At 65.2% G+C, this 16064-nt stretch carries 17 protein-coding genes and 1 tRNA gene; 17 read left to right on the top strand and 1 reads right to left on the bottom strand.

Annotated elements, in window-relative coordinates; genetic code table 11:
• The first annotated feature begins 1 nt into the window (after position 1).
• Positions 2-1837, top strand: a complete 1836-nt coding sequence (locus AC5P7X_RS08525; RefSeq protein WP_495214730.1) for a glycosyltransferase family 39 protein — start codon at positions 2-4, stop codon at positions 1835-1837.
• A 102-nt stretch (positions 1838-1939) separates the two neighbouring features.
• Here the strand turns inward: AC5P7X_RS08525 and AC5P7X_RS08520 are convergent, their stop codons facing one another.
• On the bottom strand, positions 1940-2509 hold the full coding sequence (locus AC5P7X_RS08520) for a Maf family protein (RefSeq protein ID WP_495214728.1): 570 nt from the start codon (positions 2507-2509) through the stop codon (positions 1940-1942).
• A gap of 113 nt (positions 2510-2622) precedes the next feature.
• On the opposite strand from AC5P7X_RS08520, the gene AC5P7X_RS08515 reads away from it, so the two are divergent.
• The 16 genes from AC5P7X_RS08515 (at position 2623) to AC5P7X_RS08440 (ending at position 15881) form a co-directional block, all read left to right on the top strand.
• A complete protein-coding gene (locus AC5P7X_RS08515; RefSeq protein WP_005415504.1) occupies positions 2623-3132 on the top strand; it encodes a YceD family protein in 510 nt (169 codons plus the stop codon).
• A gap of 107 nt (positions 3133-3239) precedes the next feature.
• The gene (gene rpmF, locus AC5P7X_RS08510; RefSeq protein ID WP_005408308.1) at positions 3240-3434 is read left to right on the top strand and encodes a 50S ribosomal protein L32; all 195 of its coding nucleotides are present in this window, start codon (positions 3240-3242) and stop codon (positions 3432-3434) included.
• A 91-nt stretch (positions 3435-3525) separates the two neighbouring features.
• Positions 3526-4503 carry a beta-ketoacyl-ACP synthase III gene (locus AC5P7X_RS08505; RefSeq protein ID WP_014036188.1) on the top strand — a complete coding sequence of 326 codons (978 nt, stop codon included), beginning with the start codon at positions 3526-3528 and terminating at the stop codon, positions 4501-4503.
• A 76-nt stretch (positions 4504-4579) separates the two neighbouring features.
• Positions 4580-5362, top strand: a complete 783-nt coding sequence (locus AC5P7X_RS08500) for a BUD32 family EKC/KEOPS complex subunit (RefSeq protein WP_053499577.1) — start codon at positions 4580-4582, stop codon at positions 5360-5362.
• A gap of 160 nt (positions 5363-5522) precedes the next feature.
• The gene (gene fabD, locus AC5P7X_RS08495; protein WP_005415507.1) at positions 5523-6467 is read left to right on the top strand and encodes an ACP S-malonyltransferase; all 945 of its coding nucleotides are present in this window, start codon (positions 5523-5525) and stop codon (positions 6465-6467) included.
• Between the two features lie 82 nt (positions 6468-6549).
• The gene (fabG, locus tag AC5P7X_RS08490) at positions 6550-7293 is read left to right on the top strand and encodes a 3-oxoacyl-ACP reductase FabG (protein ID WP_005408312.1); all 744 of its coding nucleotides are present in this window, start codon (positions 6550-6552) and stop codon (positions 7291-7293) included.
• Between the two features lie 152 nt (positions 7294-7445).
• Positions 7446-7685: an acyl carrier protein gene (acpP, locus tag AC5P7X_RS08485; RefSeq protein ID WP_005415509.1), complete on the top strand. Its 240-nt coding sequence runs from the start codon at positions 7446-7448 to the stop codon at positions 7683-7685.
• A 142-nt stretch (positions 7686-7827) separates the two neighbouring features.
• Positions 7828-9090: a beta-ketoacyl-ACP synthase II gene (gene fabF / locus AC5P7X_RS08480; RefSeq protein ID WP_005415510.1), complete on the top strand. Its 1263-nt coding sequence runs from the start codon at positions 7828-7830 to the stop codon at positions 9088-9090.
• A 134-nt stretch (positions 9091-9224) separates the two neighbouring features.
• Complete coding sequence (locus AC5P7X_RS08475; protein ID WP_495204983.1) at positions 9225-10589, top strand: aminodeoxychorismate synthase component I; 1365 nt, start codon at positions 9225-9227, stop codon at positions 10587-10589.
• 231 nt (positions 10590-10820) lie between these two features.
• Positions 10821-11882: an endolytic transglycosylase MltG gene (gene mltG, locus AC5P7X_RS08470; protein WP_070490127.1), complete on the top strand. Its 1062-nt coding sequence runs from the start codon at positions 10821-10823 to the stop codon at positions 11880-11882.
• Complete coding sequence (gene tmk, locus AC5P7X_RS08465) at positions 11879-12544, top strand: dTMP kinase (RefSeq protein WP_171957833.1); 666 nt, start codon at positions 11879-11881, stop codon at positions 12542-12544. The genes mltG and tmk overlap by 4 nt, the downstream gene beginning before the upstream one ends.
• On the top strand, positions 12541-13497 hold the full coding sequence (locus AC5P7X_RS08460; protein WP_070490130.1) for a DNA polymerase III subunit delta': 957 nt from the start codon (positions 12541-12543) through the stop codon (positions 13495-13497). Before tmk ends, AC5P7X_RS08460 begins: the two co-directional genes overlap by 4 nt.
• Positions 13494-13847 (top strand): PilZ domain-containing protein, encoded by a 354-nt coding sequence (locus tag AC5P7X_RS08455; protein WP_005412452.1) that lies wholly within the window; start codon positions 13494-13496, stop codon positions 13845-13847. Before AC5P7X_RS08460 ends, AC5P7X_RS08455 begins: the two co-directional genes overlap by 4 nt.
• 116 nt (positions 13848-13963) lie before the next feature.
• Positions 13964-14038 (top strand) — tRNA-Val (locus AC5P7X_RS08450).
• An 87-nt stretch (positions 14039-14125) separates the two neighbouring features.
• Positions 14126-14686 carry a hypothetical protein gene (locus tag AC5P7X_RS08445; protein ID WP_329841392.1) on the top strand — a complete coding sequence of 187 codons (561 nt, stop codon included), beginning with the start codon at positions 14126-14128 and terminating at the stop codon, positions 14684-14686.
• A 172-nt stretch (positions 14687-14858) separates the two neighbouring features.
• The gene (locus AC5P7X_RS08440; RefSeq protein WP_495214727.1) at positions 14859-15881 is read left to right on the top strand and encodes a hypothetical protein; all 1023 of its coding nucleotides are present in this window, start codon (positions 14859-14861) and stop codon (positions 15879-15881) included.
• Positions 15882-16064: the final 183 nt, after the last annotated feature.

Genomic DNA, 16064 nt, shown 5'->3' with positions numbered 1-16064 from the left:
AATGCAAGGGGAACAGCGCGCGCGGACAATATTTCTCTGGTTATGGACGCTGATCACAGCGGCCAAGCTGGTGGTGGCTGCGCGCCTGCCGCTGTTCGTCGATGAGGCGTTCTATTGGCAGGAAGGCCAGCACCTGGCCGCTGCCTATTCCGACCTGCCGGGGCTGACCGCCTGGCTTGCACGCCTGGGCGTGGAGATCGGTGGCCATCACGTACTCGCATTGCGCCTGCCGTTCCTGGCCATCGGCGCGCTGCTGCCGATGCTGGTGGTGCGCATCGCCACGCGCTGGTTTGGCAACGTGGCCGGGTGGCAGGCGGGCAGCCTGACCCTGCTGATGCCGTTGTCGGCCACGCTGGGCCTGCTGGCCGTGCCGGACGTACCGATGGCGCTGGCGGCGGTGATCTGCCTGCACGCAGGGGCACGCCTGCTGCACAGCGTGGACGCGTCCTCGGCGATGAAGCTGGCGCTGGGCCTGCTGATCGGTGCGCTCAGCCACTACCGCTTCATTGGTGTCATCGGTGTCGGCTTCATTGCGTTGCTGGCGTTGCCGCAGGGCCGTCGCATGCTGGCCGACCCGCGCGTATGGGTGGCGCTGGCGGTGGGCGTGCTGGCCTGGCTGCCGTTGCTGGCGTGGAATGCCGACAACCACGACGCCGGCCTGAAGTTCCAGGTGGTCGAGCGCCACCCGTGGACGTTCGAGTGGGAGGGGCTGTGGTTCCTGGTGATCCAGCCGATGCTGGTGACGCCGATCCTGTGCATGGCGATGTGGAAGGTCGCCCTCGCGGGTACCCGCAGTGGCGGTGGGGCGCGGGTGCAGTGGCGCTATTTCGGCCTGGTGGGCGGGGTGTCGACGCTGGGCATCTTCCTGCTGGGCTTCTTCACCGATGTCGAGCGGATCAGTTTCCACTGGCCGCTGCCAGGCTACCTGGCGCTGCTGGTGGCCGTGCCGGTGGTCCTCAACGGTTGGCCGCGCTGGCTGCGCCGTACCGGCTGGTGGCTGGCCGCTGCAGGTACCGTGCTGGCGTTCGGCTACTACCTGATGGCGTCCACGCCGGCACTTCGCGAGCAGATGGCCGGCAGCAAGTACTACCCGCGCAACTTTGCCGGCTGGCAGCCACTGGCCGTGGCGGTGCGTGACGAACTGCGGCAGATGCCACCGGGTACGCGTGTCCTGGCGGGCAACTTCAAGGTCGGTGCCGAACTGGGCTTCCAGCTGGGCAATGGCGATATCGAGGTGTTGCCACATCCGCTCAACGACAAGCATGGGCGCACCGCACAGCTGGCGCAGTGGGACCTGCTGCACGAAGGCCCGCGCAGTGTGCCGATGCTGCTGGTGCTGTCACCCAGTGACCAGCGCTACCGCGACCTGCTGGCGCGCTATCACACCATCTGCGAGCAGGTGGGGCCGTTGCCGGCGCCACGCGTGGTCAGCAGCGATCATGGCTTCCAGCGGTTCCTGCTGTTCCGGCTGCCGGCCAAGCGTGCACAGGGGGCCTGCGTAACGCCCTCAATGGCTTGGCTGGATGCGCCGTCCAACGGTGAAAAGGTCTCCGGAACGCTCGCCATCAAGGGCTGGGCATTCAAGGATGGGGTCGGGCTGGCGCGGGTTGAAGTGCTGGTTGATGGCCGCTCGATCGGTGACGCGCGTTACGGGCGCGTGTTCGACATTCGCCCCGCCTGGCCGGACAGTACCGATCCGCAGCATCCGGCGGTGGGCTTCGACGCGTCGCTGGACACCACCACGCTGGCGCCGGGCCGGCACTGGCTCGGCCTGCGCCTGCACGGGCGCGATGGCAGCGTGGAGGCGTGGCAGGAGCAACCGTTCGAGGTTCGTTGAGGTTCTCTGGTCCTGTAGAGCCGAGCCGATGCCCGGCTGCTTCCGATTCAGATGGCAGGCAGCCTCGAAAAAAGCAGCCGAGCATGGGCTCGGCTCTACCGTTCACGGCACCGCGAATCCGGCCCTGCGCAGCAGGCCGCACAGCGCGATCAGTGGCAGGCCGACCAGCGCGGTCGGGTCGCGGTTGTCGATCACCTCGAACAGGCTGATGCCCAGGCCCTCGCACTTGAAGCTGCCGGCGCAGTCCAGTGGCTGCTCGGTGGCGACGTAGCGGGCGATCTCCTGCGAGTCCAGCGCGCGGAAGTGCACTTCGGTCAGATCCAGGGCGGCGAGGGATTCTCCATCCCGTCTGAGACTGATTGCCGTGTGAAAGCGTACCGTCTGCCCGGACATCGCCACCAGCTGCGCACAGGCCGCCTCGACCGTGCCAGGCTTGCCCAGCGGCTGGCCGTTCAGGTCGGCCACCTGGTCCGAGCCGATCACCCAGGCACCCGGATGGCGCGCGGCGACATCGGCCGCCTTGGCGGCGGCCAGGCGCGTGGCCAGGGCCATCGGGCCCTCGCCGTTCAACGGTGTTTCATCCACCTCCGGGCGTGCGCAGTCGAAGGGCAGGCCCAGCCGTTGCAGCAGTTCGCGACGGTAGCGGGAGGTGGAGGCCAGGACCAGTGACATGCGAGAATACCGAGGCAGGGCGCGGCAGTCTGGCCCGCCGGCAACGCCAGCAGCAAGTCCTGTATGGCGGGCATTTGACAGCGGGCGGTGCGATCCTTAGTATTCAGCGGCTTATGTCCGCGAACGTGCCCGAAACGCTGGATGCCTGGCGGATGGTTGTAGCGCGAAGGCGCTTCGACGGTCAGGTCTCCCTGGCTGAATTGACCCGCCTGCAGGGGTTGGTCGCAGATACCGACGGCGAGTGTGTCTACTCGCTTGAATTCGGTCGCGACGACGTCTTGCGGGTATCCTATGTGGAACTGACCATCGACACCGCGTTGCCGCTGACGTGTCAGCGCAGCATGCAGCGATTCCTGTTGCCGGTGAAGGTGACCCAGAGGCTTGGCCTGATCCGCGACGAGGACGAGGAATCGTCCCTGCCGGAGGAGTACGAGGCGTTGCTGGTGCCGGAAGACGGGCAGCTGCGTCCGCTGGACCTGGTCGAGGACGAGTTGGTGCTGGCGGTGCCTGTGGTGCCGCTGTCGCCCGACGGTGAGGCAGTCGATCAGGACTGGGCACCGAGCGAAGAAGAAACGAAGAAGGCCAACCCGTTTGCGGCGTTGGCGGCATTGAAGAAACAATAGCAGCCGGTTGTCGTCGGCGGCTGCGGCGAAAGCGAAAAGTGTGCTGGGCGCTGGCGTCCTGTGCGACGAAACGACGAAGCAAAACGAACCGAGTTTGGAGCAATCCCATGGCTGTCCAGAAATCCCGTGTTACCCCGTCCCGCCGCGGCCAGCGCCGTTCGCATGACGCCCTGAGCGCCAAGCAGCTGTCGACCGACCCGACCACCGGCGAAGTGCATCTGCGTCACCACATCACTGCCGATGGTTTCTACCGCGGCAAGAAGGTCATCCAGACCAAGACCTCGGCCGTCGAAGAAGATTGATGTGCCGGGAAGGCCGCTGCCTCCGGGCAGCGGCCTTTGCCTTCTTTCCCGGGCGTGCCGGTGATCGGCGGCCCGCGCAACAGGAAACATGATGAGCAAGCGGATCTATTCGAGGATCGCGGGCACCGGTAGCTATTTGCCGGAGAAAGTCCTGACCAATGCCGACCTGGAAAAAATGGTCGAAACCTCGGATGAGTGGATCCAGTCGCGCACCGGAATTCGTGAACGGCACATCGCGGCCGAAGGCGAAACCACCAGCGACCTTGGCTACAACGCCGCCCTGCGCGCGCTTGAAGCCGCAGGCATCGATGCCTCGCAGCTCGACATGATCGTGGTCGGCACGACCACCCCTGACCTTATTTTCCCGTCCACCGCGTGCCTGATCCAGGCCAAGCTCGGTGTGGCCGGGTGCCCCGCCTTCGACGTCAACGCAGCCTGTTCCGGCTTCGTGTTCGCGCTGGGCGTGGCCGACAAATTCATCCGCTCCGGCGACTGCAAGCACGTGCTGGTGATCGGCACCGAAACGTTGACCCGCATGGTCGACTGGAACGATCGCACCACCTGCGTGCTGTTCGGTGATGGCGCCGGCGCCGTCGTGCTCAAGGCCGACGAAGAAACCGGCATCCTCAGCACCCACCTGCATGCCGATGGCAGCAAGAAGGAACTGCTGTGGAACCCGGTTGGCGTCTCGAGCGGTTTCAAGGACGGCGCCAACGGTGGTGGCACCATCAACATGAAGGGCAACGACGTGTTCAAGTACGCCGTCAAGGCGCTGGACTCGGTCGTGGACGAGACCCTGGCCGCCAACGGCCTGGACAAGTCCGACCTGGATTGGCTGATTCCGCACCAGGCCAACCTGCGCATCATCGAAGCCACCGCCAAGCGCCTGGACATGTCGATGGACCAGGTCGTGGTGACCGTCGACAAGCACGGCAACACCTCGTCCGGTTCAGTGCCGCTGGCGCTCGATGCCGCCGTGCGGTCGGGCAGGGTCGAGCGCGGCCAGCTGCTGCTGCTGGAAGCCTTCGGCGGCGGCTTCACGTGGGGTTCGGCCCTGCTGCGCTATTGATAGTGCAAGTTACGACAATGTGAAGTCTTGTCGTTACGGCCCTCCGGGGCCGTAACGCGTTTAAGGAGGACCTGTCATGGTTGAGCCCATCGTCATCGAAGGGCAACGTGCCTGGCTGAAGCAGTACGGCAAGGGAAGCCGAGCACTGGCCCTGGGCCTGCTCAATTTTGTTGCGCGCCGTTTCCATCTCGATGCCCTGCGCCCGCCGCCGCACCGTGGTGGTGACGCCGCGCGCGAAACCGAGGCCCGCCGCCTTGCAGAGCTGCAGGCGCAAGGCGTGAACGTGCCGGACGTGCTGGGCACCGGCCATGCCGCGCTGGTGATCGGCGACAACGGCAGCTCGTTCAATACCTGCCTGCGTGAAGCGGATGAGGCCGGTCGTGATCGGCTGGTGATGGCGGCGATGCAGGCCATTGCCCAAGCGCATGCGCGCGGCGCCTATTTCGGCCAGCCGTTGCCGCGCAATCTCACCTGGGATGGGCAGCAGGTCGGCTTCATCGATTTCGAGGAAGATCCGCTGGAAGTGATGGACCTGTCCGAAGCGCAGGCCCGCGACTGGCTGATGTTCGGTTATGGCGTGGCCAAGTACTACGCTGATCGCCCCGAACATCTGCAGGCGATGATGGCCGAGGCGATGGGCGAGGTCCAGGCGCCGGTGCGCGAGCACGTGCATGCGGTCAGTGGCCGCCTGCGCAGCCTGGCCAGGGTCTGCATGAAGCTTGGCCGCTCAGCGCGCGCGCTGGCCCATTCGATCTTCATCACCCACGGTGCCAGCACTGCTGGCGTGCTGATGCTGGTGGGCCTGTGCGTGGATTTCCTCGCCGACGGCGATCTGGACGTGCTGCAGCTGTTCTGCTGATGGCTGATAGGGGTCAGATCCCTTTTCCTGCGGAAAAGGGATCTGACCCCATTGCGCTTGCCCGGCCGCCCTCCATACGCCTGCATACGCGCACGTACAGACGACACAGCGGATTCCCCCTTATCATGGCCCGCTTCGATTGCAGCAAGCGGATGACCGCGTGACCGTATCCACCCTCGCTTTTGTCTTCCCCGGCCAGGGCTCGCAGTCTGTGGGCATGGTGGCCGAGCTGGCCGAACTGCACCCGCAGGTGCGTGAAGCCTTCACCGAGGCATCCGATGGTGCCGGCGTCGACCTGTGGGCGCTGTCCCAGGGTGGCCCGGAGGAAATGCTCAACCGTACCGAATACACCCAGCCGGCCCTGTTGGCCGCAAGCATTGGTGTGTGGCGCGCCTGGAACGCCGTGGGCGGTCCGCGCCCGTCGGTGCTGTCCGGCCACAGTCTGGGCGAGTACACCGCCCTGGTTGCCGCCGGCGCGCTGAGCCTGCATGACGGCGCGCACCTGGTGCGCCTGCGTGGCCAGCTGATGCAGGAAGCGGCACCGGCCGGTGTCGGTGCCATGGCCGCCGTGCTCGGTGCCGAAGACCAGCTGGTGCTGGATGTCTGCGCCGAAGCCGCAGGCAGCCAGGTGGTGGTGCCGGCCAACTTCAATTCGCCGGGCCAGATCGTGATCGGTGGCGACGCCGACGCGGTCGACCGTGCGCTGGCGCTGCTGGCCGAGAAGGGCGTGCGCAAGGCGGTCAAGCTGGCCGTCAGCGTACCCTCGCACACCCCGTTGATGCGCGAAGCCGCCAACCGCCTGGCCGAAGTGATGGCCGGCCTGTCCTGGCAGGCGCCGCAGCTGCCGGTGGTGCAGAACGTCGATGCCCAGGTGCACGACGGCGTGGACGCCATCCGCACCGCGCTGGTCCAGCAGCTGTACCAGCCGGTGCAGTGGACCGGTTGCGTGCAGGCGCTGGCCGCCCGTGGCATCACCCAGATCGCCGAGTGCGGCCCAGGCAAGGTGCTGACCGGCCTGGTCAAGCGCATCGACAAGGCCATCGACGGCCGTCCTCTGGCCACGCCGGGCGACTTTGAAGCCGCCCGCGAGGCATGGTCGGCCTGACCTTCCCTGTTTCCTGCCGACCGTACCGGTGGCCGCTGCAAGCGGCACGGTGCGGCGGCCGCTCCCGTCTGAGGAAAACAACATGAGCAAGCCCCTGCAGGGTGAAATCGCACTGGTCACCGGTGCCAGCCGTGGCATTGGTGCCGCCATCGCCGATCTGCTGGCCGCCCAGGGCGCCACCGTCATCGGCACCGCCACCACCGAATCCGGCGCCGCCGCGATCGGTGAGCGCCTGGCCGCCCACGGCGGTCACGGCCGCGCGCTGAACGTCACCGACGCCGCTGCGCTGGACAGCGTGCTCGATGGCATCGCCAAGGAATTCGGCCCGATCTCGATCCTGGTCAACAATGCCGGCATCACCCGCGACAACCTGCTGATGCGCATGAAGGACGAGGACTGGGCGTCGATCATCGACACCAACCTGACCAGCGTGTTCCGCACCAGCAAGGCGGTGATGCGCGGCATGATGAAGGCGCGCAAGGGCCGCATCATCAACATCGCATCGGTGGTGGGCGTGACCGGCAACGCCGGCCAGGCCAACTACGCGGCCGCCAAGGCCGGCATCATCGGCTTCAGCAAGTCGCTGGCCAAGGAAATCGGCTCGCGCGGCGTCACCGTCAATGTTGTCGCACCCGGCTTCATCGACACCGACATGACCAAGGCGTTGCCGGAAGAAGCGCGTACCGCGCTGATCAACGACATCGCCCTCGAACGCCTGGGTTCGCCGGAGGACATCGCCCATGCGGTGGCGTTCCTGGCCAGCCCGGCTGCCGGTTACATCACCGGCGAAACCCTCCATGTGAACGGCGGCATGTACATGCCGTAAGCAAGGGGCGCAGGGATTGCGCCGCAAGTGGTTGATCTGCGGAGGTTTTTGCTGCAATGCAAGGCCGCGCCGGTTTCCACTACACTATCCCACGGCCATCGCCCTTGATGGCGACCACTTTTGAACCACAACTCCATCTGGAGCGAGATCCCATGAGCACCATCGAAGAACGCGTCAAGAAAATCGTCGTCGAACAGCTTGGCGTCAAGGAAGAAGAAGTCACCAACAGCGCATCGTTCGTCGATGACCTGGGCGCTGACTCGCTGGACACCGTCGAGCTGGTGATGGCCCTGGAAGAAGAATTCGAGTGCGAGATCCCGGACGAAGAAGCCGAGAAGATCAGCACCGTGCAGGCCGCCATCGACTACATCAAGGCCCACGTCAAGGCCTGATGTCAGACGGCAGTGCGCGCGCGGGTCTCCGCTCGCCGCGCACCGCACCCCATGGGGCCGCAGTTGCGGCCCCGTGTGTTTGAGCATCACACCGAAGCAAACCGTGTTACCCGATTGAACCTTCGGGTCAGGAGAATCAGCAATGAAGCGTCGCGTCGTCGTAACCGGCCTGGGTATCGTCTCGCCGTTGGGCAATGATCTGGCCAGCAGCTGGGAAGGCATCACCCACGGTCGTTCGGGCATCGGTCCGCTGACCAACGTTGCCGATGCCTACCTGGACCGGTTCACCACCAAGATTGCAGGTGAGGTCAAGGGCTTTGACATCACCGCCGACAACGAACTGTTCGGCAAGTACCGGGTCAGCGGCAAGGATGCCAAGAAGATGGACCCGTTCATCCATTACGGCCTCGGTGCCTCGTTCATGGCCCTGCACGACTCGGGCCTGGAGATCACCGACGCCAATGCCGAGCGCATCGGCGCCATTGTCGGCGCCGGCATCGGCGGCCTGCTCGGTATCGAAGAGCAGACCATCGAGTTCCACGAGGGCAAGAAGATCTCGCCCTTCTACGTGCCCAAGACCATCATCAACATGCTGCCGGGCCAGTTGAGCATCATCACCGGCCTGAAGGGCCCGTCGTTCTCGGCGGTGTCGGCGTGCGCGACCTCGAACCATTCGATCGGTACCGCGATGCGCATGATCCAGTACGGCGATGCCGACGTGATGGTGGTCGGTGGTGCCGAGCGCGGCTCGTCGCCGACCGCACTGGGCGGTTTCTGCGCGATGAAGGCCATGAGCACCCGCAACGACGCTCCGGAACAGGCCTCGCGCCCGTGGGACAAGGACCGTGACGGCTTCGTGCTGGGCGACGGCGCCGGCATCCTGATCCTGGAAGAGTACGAGCACGCCAAGGCGCGTGGCGCGAAGATCTACTGCGAACTGGCCGGCTTCGGCGCCAGCTCCGACGCGTACCACATGACCGCCCCGAGCGAGAACGGCGAAGGCGCCGCCCGCTGCATGGTCATGGCCATGAAGGACGCCGGCGTGACCCCGGAACAGGTCGGCTACCTCAACGCGCACGGCACCTCCACGCCGCTGGGCGACCTGGGCGAGACGATGGCGATGAAGACCGCCTTCGGCGACCACGCCTACAAGATGATGGTCAGCTCCACCAAGTCGATGACCGGCCACCTGCTGGGCGCGGCCGGTGGCGTGGAAGCGATCTTCTCGGTGATGGCGCTGCAGGACAACGTCATTCCGCCGACCATCAACCTGCAGCAGCCGGGCGAAGGCTGCGACCTGGACTACGTGCCCAACGAAGCGCGCCAGGCCAAGGTCGACGTGGTGATGTCCAATGGCTTCGGCTTCGGCGGCACCAACGGCACGCTGATCTTCAAGCGCGTCTGACCGAGTTGTAGCGGCGAGCCATGCTCGGCGTCGCCGTTGTGTAGAGTCGAGCCATGCTCGACTGAACGTGCGTTACGCACGAGGAAGCCGCCGCAAGGCGGCTTCCGTGCATCTGAATCCTTGAACTGGCCATCATGACCCACGCACCGCTGATCCAACCGCTGCCGCACCCGATCGATCTGCTGGCCCTGCAGCATCATGACCCGGCGCGCTTCCCGCTGCTGATGGAATCCACCGCCTCGGGCACCGCTCAGGGCCGCTGGAGCCTGCTGCTGGCCGCGCAGGGCGACTGCCTGCGGCTGGATGCCGATGGCCAGGTGCGCGACCAGCACGACGCGGTACACGCCGGCAGCTTCCTGCAGGTGCTGGACCGTGCCTGGCAGCACGAACGCCTGCCGCACGACGGCAGCCACAACCTGCCGTTCCGTGGCGGCTGGGCGTTGATGCTCGATTACGAAGTGGCCAGCCAGATTGAACCGGTGCTGCCGGCGCGCGCGCGCGAGGACGGCCGCCCGACCGCGCTGGCGCTGCGCTGCCCGGCTGCGGTGCTGCACGACCACCAGAACGACGCCAGCTTCGTCATCGCCGAAGCAGGTGAGCAGGGCCTGCTGGAGGCGCTGGTGACCATGGCGTCGCAGGCACTGCCGGAGGCCGGGCAGGGCTGGCAGCCGCCGCAGTCGGTGGGCGAGGATGCGCCACAGCGCTTCACCGACGGCGTGCGCCGGGTGATCGACTACCTGCGTGCCGGCGATGTGTTCCAGGTGAACCTGTCGCGGCGCTGGAGCGCGCAGTTCGCTGCGCCGGTCCACCCGCAGGCGCTGTACGCGCAGCTGCGTCGTGCCAACCCGGCACCGTTCGCCGGCCTGTTCAGCGCGCACGGCCGCCATGTGGTCAGTTCCTCGCCGGAGCGGCTGGTGTCGGTGCATGCCGGCCACGCGCAGACCCGTCCGATTGCCGGCACGCGTCCGCGCTTCGAGGGCGACGATGATGCTGCGCGCATCCAGGAGCTGGTCGGCCACCCCAAGGAGCGTGCTGAGCACGTGATGCTGATCGATCTGGAACGCAACGACCTGGGCCGCATCTGCCTGCCCGGCACCGTGGTGGTCGATGAGCTGATGACGGTGGAGAGCTACGCCCATGTGCACCACATCGTCAGCAATGTCAGCGGCCACCTGCGCCCGGAGGTCACGCCCGGCGAGGTGATCGCCGCCACGTTCCCGGGTGGCACCATCACCGGCTGCCCCAAGGTGCGATGCATGCAGATCATCAGCGAACTGGAGCAGGTGCCGCGCGGTGCCTACACCGGCGCGTTCGGCTGGCTGAACCGCGATGGCGACCTGGACCTGAACATCCTGATCCGTACCGCCGAAGTGGATGGCCACGAGGTGAGCTTCCGCACCGGCGCCGGCATCGTGGTCGATTCGGACCCGGACAAGGAACTGGACGAGACCCGCGCCAAGGCCCGCGGCCTGCTGCGCGCGCTGGGCCAGCAAGGGTAGTGCCGGCCGCTGGCCGGCAACGCCATTCCCCCACGGTGGGTGCCGACCTTGGTCAGCACCGAGGCCTCCTTGGCCATTCATCCACGCATGGCGTGGATCTACTGATCGCCGCGCCAGGCATGGATTGTGGTAGGTGCCGGCCGCTGGTCGGCACGGGGGCGTGGCCCCGGTCATGACCCCAATCCACCGGCACGGTATCCTGCACGACGGAATCGAGTTCAGAGGTAGTCCATGGCGGGAGCCAAGCGCGGGTGTCTGTTCGTGGTAACGCTGGTGGTGGTGCTGGGCGCCGTCGTGGCCGGCGCGGGCGCGTGGTTCTTCTACCAGCAGACCCGGTTCGCCGATGCCCCGATCACCCCGTCCGCCGAGAGCGTGGTCATCGCCAGCGGCGATGGCATGAACAGCGTGCTGCGCAAGCTGCGCGATGCCGGCGTGGACGAGGGCCAGGACACCCAGTGGCAGTTGCTGGCGCGCCAGCTCGATGCGGCCGGCAAACTGAAGGTGGGCGAGTACGCGCTCAGTGGCGAGCTGACCCCGCGCGAGCTGCTGCTGCGCATGCGCGCCGGCAAGGTGCTGCAGCACCGGGTCACGATTGTCGAGGGCTGGAACATCCGCCAGCTGCGTGCCGCGCTCAAGCGCGCCGAGCCGCTGCTGCACACCACCGATACCCTGGATGACGCCGCGTTGATGCAGCGCCTCGGATTCGGTGGCCAGCATCCGGAAGGCCGCTTCCTGCCGGAGACCTACGTCTACCAGCGCGGCGACAGTGACCTGGACGTGCTCAAGCGCGCCCATGCCGCAATGGAAAAGGCGCTGGACGAAGCCTGGGAAAGCCGCGCGCCGGACCTGCCGATCAACACGCCTTACGAACTGCTGACGCTGGCCTCGATCATCGAAAAGGAAACCGCGCTGGCCAGCGAACGACCGCAGATCGCCGGCGTGTTCATGCGCCGCCTGAAGATCGGCATGCGCCTGCAGACCGACCCGACCGTGATCTACGGCCTCGGTGCCGCGTATGACGGCAACATCCGCCGTCGCGACCTGACTACCGATACGCCCTACAACACCTACACCCGTGCCGGCCTGACTCCGACCCCGATCGCGATGCCCAGCCGCGATGCGCTGATGGCGGCCGCGCAACCCGCGGCGGGCGACGCGCTGTACTTCGTCGCCGTGGGCGATGGCAGCGGCGCGCACGTGTTCTCGCCCAGCCTGGACCAGCACAACGCGGCCGTAGCCCGCTACCTGCAGCAGCTGCGCCAGCAACGTACCCAGGAGACCCCGGCGCAATGAGTCCCGCGCTGCTTCGCCACCCGCGTTTCGTCAGCCTGGAAGGCGGCGAAGGCGCGGGCAAGACCACCGCCATCAATGCCATCCGTGACTGCCTGCGCAGCCACGGCCACGAGGTGGTGCTGACCCGCGAGCCGGGCGGTACGCCACTGGCCGAGCGCATCCGCGGCCTGGTGCTGAAGCCTGATGCCGAGATCGCTGCCGAGCCGCTCAGCGCCGAAGCCGAGCTGCTGCTGGTGTTCGCCGCACGCGCCCAGCATGTGCGCCAGGTGATCCGGCCGGCGCTGCAGCGCGGTGCCTACGTGCTGAGCGATCGCTTCACCGATTCCAGCTACGCCTACCAGGGCGGTGGCCGCGGCTTGGATCCGCAGTGGATTGCCGACCTGGAGCGCCGCGCGGTCGGCCTGCTGCCAGGGCTGACCCTGCTGCTGGACGTGGACGTGGCGGTGGGTCGCGCGCGCGCCAACGGCCGTGACCTGTGGCCGGACCGCATCGAGAGCGAGCAGGACGATTTCTTCCAGCGCGTGCGCGAAGTGTTCCGCAGCCGCGCACAGCAGGACCCGCAGCGCTTCGCGCTGATCGACGCCGGCCAGGTGCAGGAACGCGTGGCCGCCGACGTGGTCGCGCGTGTCGAGCGCTGGCTGCAGGGCGGGGAGGGCGCATGAGCACGTTTTCGCCCTGGCAGCAGCGCGCGTTCGAACAGACGGTGGCCGCGCTCGACGCCGGTCGCCTCGGTCATGGCCTGCTGATCTGCGGTCCTGCCGGGCTGGGCAAGCATGAGGTGGCGCTGGCGCTGGCCGACCACGTGCTGGCGCAGGGCGATGCAGCCCACGCCACGCGCACGCGCCAGCTGATCGCGGCGGGCACGCACCCGGACCTGCAGCTGGTCAGCTTCATTCCGAACAAGAGCGGCGACAAGCTGCGTACCGAGATCGTCATCGAGCAGATGCGCGAGATCACCGACAAGCTGGCGCTGACCCCGCAGTACGGCGTGGCGCAGGTGGTGATCGTCGACCCGGCCGATGCGATCAACCGCTCGGCCGCCAACGCGCTGCTGAAAACCCTGGAAGAGCCGCAGCCCGGCCGCTACCTGTGGTTGATCAGCAGCGACCCGGCACGCTTGCCTCAGACCATCCGCAGCCGCTGCCAGCGCCTGGAATTCAAGTTGCCGCCGCAGCACGAAGCACTGGCCTGGCTGCAGCAGCAGGGCCACAGCGAAGCATCGGCGCGCGAAGCGCTGGACGCGGCGCGCGGCCACCCCGGCCAGGCCGACAACTGGCTGCGCGAAGACGGCCTGAGCCTGCGCCGCGAAGTGGGCCGCGAGCTGGAACAGCTGGCGGCCGGCAAGACCGGCGCGGTGGAGCTGGCGCAGAAGTGGTGCGGTGACGACAACGCGGCGCTGCGCCTGCGCTTTGCCGCCGACCTGGCGCTGGCCCAGGCCAGCACCGATGCCTTGACCACGCCGGAGCGATTGCACAAGCTTGCAGCCTGGTTCGATGCGGCCAACCGCACCCGCGACCTGCTGCGCACCACGGTGCGTGCAGACCTTGCGGTGGTCGAGTTGCTGCTGGCCTGGAACAAGGTGAACGAGCGGCCTGCCGCAAGGGGAAATCGATGAGTGCCAGCAACGCCCGCCAGGGCATCCTGTCCCTGGCCGTGAAGGACAAAGCCGCGCTGTACAGCGCGTACATGCCGTTCGTGAAGAATGGCGGCATCTTCGTGCCCACGCCCAAGCGCTACTTCCTGGGCGACGAGGTGTTCCTGCTGCTGACCCTGCCCGATTCCAGTGAGCGCCTGCCGGTGGCCGGCAAGGTGATCTGGGTGACCCCGGCCGGCGCGCAGGGCAACCGCACCGCCGGCATCGGCGTGCAGCTGGCCGATGGTGCCGAAGGCGAGGGCGTGCGCCACAAGATCGAGACCCTGCTGGCCGGGCTTACCGGCTCGGACAAGCCGACCCATACGATGTGATTCCGGTAGCGCCGGGCCATGCCCGGCTGCGTGCCCCGAAACGCCGTGAACACGACTGTGAAAAACTGTTGACGGCCTCTGAAAAGCCCCTATAATGAGCGGCTCAGCAACACACCGGGCGGTTAGCTCAGCGGTAGAGCATTGCCTTCACACGGCAAGGGTCACAGGTTCGATCCCTGTACCGCCCACCAAATAGAACCCTGATTTTAATGGGTTAACGTCAAAGCCGGCCTTGAGCCGGCTTTTTCGTAAGTGCAGAGTAAGTGCAGGGAGGTCGAATGGGCTCCAACAAGCAGTTGACTCGCCGCCAGATGAAGATGGGGCTCTACAAGCTCACTCTGGCCCGCTCTGACTTCTTCGCCAGCCGAAAGGCTTGTGCCTACATGGTCAAGCATGTCACTGGGTTCGATCACCCGCTTTACTATCACCTGTACGCATCCTCCGTTGTTTCGTACGCAAAGCCCTTCGTGAATTCCGCTATTGGCATCCTTCCAAGTAGATGGGCGAAGTTTGAGCACCGGTGGATGACCGACGTCCATAATGACGTAATCAGGGCGCGGCACGAGGTGATCGCGCACAACGATCAGAACGCCCGCAAGTTGACGATAGTGCCCCCTGGGGCTGCGCCCGATGACATCGTTCCCATGTCGCGCATTGGGATCGCGTTGAAGCTTGACACCTACTACATCAGTGGCGGCTTGTTCTCGTCGCTCGGGCAGGTCTGTCAGTACCAGATTGATCGCCTCAATAAGGCAATTGATGATGCACTTGACGAGCTGTATGAGGGGAGAGAGCTGCCGTCGGAATCTTTCGAGCTGACGCTAGACGACGAGTTGTAGGACCGGGGTGTCTCAGTTCCCGTTGATCGCTGATCGTAGTGAGTGGTGCACCACCGCTGGTCATCTCTGATAGTAGAGACGTTCTTTCTCTAGAGCAGACAGTTGAAGTCTTGTTGTTTGAGTTAGTTTTGACATAACGGTCGATGCCGAAAGTTCCCACGGGAGTGCTTCTGTGAACCAGCGAGTCATGTCGCAACGAGATCAGGCAGGGCAGGTCAAGCTGGTAGAGGGCACCGGGCCTATTACCAAGATGCTACCTATGGGTGAGTTTTTGGAGGTGTACAAGCGTGATGTGACTTTTCGCTTGAGGACCCCAGATTCCATAGATCCAGACCGGACAAATGTGAATTTGCCATGGGTGACTTCTCCAGTCGCTTGGGTCGGATCCTCACACCCGGCCATTGCCCGGGTATTGATCCAATCGGACGAACTTTTGAACCACGCTACGCTCGCCCCGGGGAAGCAGAGGCAAGACCTAATGCTTCACCTTCATGCATGCAAAGAAGCGCTTTTGGCCTGTGACGCAGTAGCAATTCGAGTGGGAGGACGGGTAAAGGCGATCGTTGAAGCCATCCAGTCGGCAGGACTCTCCATTGGTTCTTCAGGTCACGGTTTGAACCCATTTCCGCAGGTTGAAGACCTGGATGCTGACTGTGTAACGTTTCTTGTGCAGGCGAACAGGGCTGTAAAGCTGATTTCGCAGGTCCCATCTTATTTTCTGGAGCTTGCGAAGCAGTGCAATAATTTTGATCATTTGGGAAGAGCGCTGCGAGCAATAATTGGCGAGTCGCCGCTCTGCATCTTTGTTGAAGAAAATTCAGAGTTCATAGCCAAAATTGCCGCTCTTCGAAACTTCCAAGAGCACCCGGCTCCAGAGAAAAAGACGGTCGTTCGGAATTTCCATCTTCTGCCCAACGGAAGTGTCAGTGTACCAACCTGGTTTATCGTCGGTAGCGATGATGAGACTGCGGGAGCGATTCATTTGGATATGCAGGTGATCGCGGAGAGTCTCGTGGAGATTGCTGAAATCCTGGTCGTACATCTCGTAATGCAGACGTTGTCATCAAGCTTCCCGTATGCGCTAGAAATGATCCCGGAGGCCGAAATGGACGCAGACGCGCCCATAAGGTTCAGGCTGGGATTGGATTTTTCGCAGATTCAGTTCGAAGAGGTCAGGGCTGATCCTCGGCCATGATGCCGCCAGATGGCCAGCAGCGGGCGACCATTCGCGTCCATTACGTCCGCTGAGAACCGCGTGCAGTACATTTCATAGTGCTTGTCCGCCGTACTACGGGACACGACGCTAACCCCTGCGAGCAGGCGTTCATCAAGTTTGCTGAACTTCAAGCGCTGTGTGGTCTCCTGCGCTCCCTGCGCG

Source organism: Stenotrophomonas sp. YJH_SMC_53 (assembly GCF_059369995.1).
Note: the sequence above shows the minus strand (reverse complement) of the source record. Positions and strands in the feature narration are given on the sequence as shown.

Bases quoted from the DNA above. Each gene is read 5' to 3' on its own strand.
- AC5P7X_RS08525 (WP_495214730.1), top strand. From the start codon at position 2: ATGCAAGGGGAACAGCGCGCGCGGACAATATTTCTCTGGTTATGGACG.
- AC5P7X_RS08520 (WP_495214728.1), bottom strand. From the start codon at position 2,509: ATGTCACTGGTCCTGGCCTCCACCTCCCGCTACCGTCGCGAACTGCTG.
- AC5P7X_RS08515 (WP_005415504.1), top strand. From the start codon at position 2,623: ATGTCCGCGAACGTGCCCGAAACGCTGGATGCCTGGCGGATGGTTGTA.
- rpmF (WP_005408308.1), top strand. From the start codon at position 3,240: ATGGCTGTCCAGAAATCCCGTGTTACCCCGTCCCGCCGCGGCCAGCGC.
- AC5P7X_RS08505 (WP_014036188.1), top strand. From the start codon at position 3,526: ATGAGCAAGCGGATCTATTCGAGGATCGCGGGCACCGGTAGCTATTTG.
- AC5P7X_RS08500 (WP_053499577.1), top strand. From the start codon at position 4,580: ATGGTTGAGCCCATCGTCATCGAAGGGCAACGTGCCTGGCTGAAGCAG.
- fabG (WP_005408312.1), top strand. From the start codon at position 6,550: ATGAGCAAGCCCCTGCAGGGTGAAATCGCACTGGTCACCGGTGCCAGC.
- acpP (WP_005415509.1), top strand. From the start codon at position 7,446: ATGAGCACCATCGAAGAACGCGTCAAGAAAATCGTCGTCGAACAGCTT.
- fabF (WP_005415510.1), top strand. From the start codon at position 7,828: ATGAAGCGTCGCGTCGTCGTAACCGGCCTGGGTATCGTCTCGCCGTTG.
- AC5P7X_RS08475 (WP_495204983.1), top strand. From the start codon at position 9,225: ATGACCCACGCACCGCTGATCCAACCGCTGCCGCACCCGATCGATCTG.
- mltG (WP_070490127.1), top strand. From the start codon at position 10,821: ATGGCGGGAGCCAAGCGCGGGTGTCTGTTCGTGGTAACGCTGGTGGTG.
- tmk (WP_171957833.1), top strand. From the start codon at position 11,879: ATGAGTCCCGCGCTGCTTCGCCACCCGCGTTTCGTCAGCCTGGAAGGC.
- AC5P7X_RS08460 (WP_070490130.1), top strand. From the start codon at position 12,541: ATGAGCACGTTTTCGCCCTGGCAGCAGCGCGCGTTCGAACAGACGGTG.
- AC5P7X_RS08455 (WP_005412452.1), top strand. From the start codon at position 13,494: ATGAGTGCCAGCAACGCCCGCCAGGGCATCCTGTCCCTGGCCGTGAAG.
- AC5P7X_RS08445 (WP_329841392.1), top strand. From the start codon at position 14,126: ATGGGCTCCAACAAGCAGTTGACTCGCCGCCAGATGAAGATGGGGCTC.